1 protein-coding gene and 1 pseudogene are annotated in these 1,025 nt (G+C 69.8%); both read left to right on the top strand.

Going from position 1 to position 1,025, the window contains the following annotated elements; genetic code table 11:
* Positions 1–339: pseudogene (locus AOK23_RS43640) on the top strand (ECF transporter S component); the annotation flags it as partial.
* 347 nt (positions 340–686) lie between these two features.
* Positions 687–1,025: aggregation-promoting factor C-terminal-like domain-containing protein (locus tag AOK23_RS43635; RefSeq protein ID WP_079050049.1), on the top strand; the 339-nt coding region annotated here is incomplete at its 3' end.

The following is a 1,025-nucleotide window of genomic DNA, read 5'->3' as shown; positions in this document are numbered from 1 at the left end:
GTGCCGTAGGCGAAGGCCGCGCCGAACTCGTGCTGCTGTCGGCAGTACGGGTTCGTCGCGGCCTTCGCCTACGGCACGGTCATGAACCTCTACGGCTGGCCCTTCATCGACGCGCTCGCCTCGAACATCGCCTTCCACGCGGACGCCTCCCCCGCCGCCAACCTCGCCCGCTTTCTCGCGTACTGCCTGGCCACCTCCCTCGGCTGGGACCTGGGCCGGGCCGTGGTCACGGTCGCCCTGACCCTCACGCTCGGTACCCCGGTGCTGCGGGCGCTGCGGCGGGCCACGCGCCGGGCCGCCTTCGAGAGCGCGGTCACATTCGACCCGCCCACCCCCTGAACGCGGAGTCGGGCCTCGTACACGGAGCGTCGGATGCGCGGTGAACCACCCCACAGGGCGCAGGTCACATACGAAGCGGGGCCGTAGATCGAACAGCGTGGCATGCCCACGTCGTCATGGCCGCTGACCTGCGGATTGAGAGCCAGGTCACAGAGCACCCCCTCCACCCGCATACGGCCACAACCAGCAAAAGGGGTGTTTGCGGACAGGTCCCCCGGGCTGCTTCTGTGGACGAGTCGCACGGCGCCGACCACCCACACGGGCTCGGCGCCGACGTACGCCCCCACCGCAGCGCATGTGGTGAAGGCATGCCCGCGACGTCAACGTCCCCGAAGAAAAGGTTCCCCGTGACTCGCACCCTTCTCCGCCGCATCGCCTCCCCGAAGAAGGCCCTCGCCGGTACCGCCGTCGTCGCCGCCACCGCCGGTGCGCTGCTCGCCGCCGTGCCCGCACAGGCCGCGACCTCGGAGGCCGCGCAGGCCCAGGCGACCGCGAAGAAGATGATCGCGAACTCCGCTCAGTACACCTGCTTCTCCAACATCGTCGACCACGAGAGCGACTGGAACCCCAACGCGACGAACGCGTCCTCCGGTGCCTACGGCCTGGTCCAGGCTCTCCCCGGTTCGAAGATGGCCTCCGCCGGTTCCGACTGGAAGACCAACGCCGCCACGCAGATCAAGTGGGGC

Source organism: Streptomyces torulosus, from assembly GCF_001419765.1.
Lineage (GTDB): Bacteria > Actinomycetota > Actinomycetes > Streptomycetales > Streptomycetaceae > Streptomyces > Streptomyces torulosus.
This window is presented reverse-complemented; position numbering and strand designations above follow the sequence as displayed.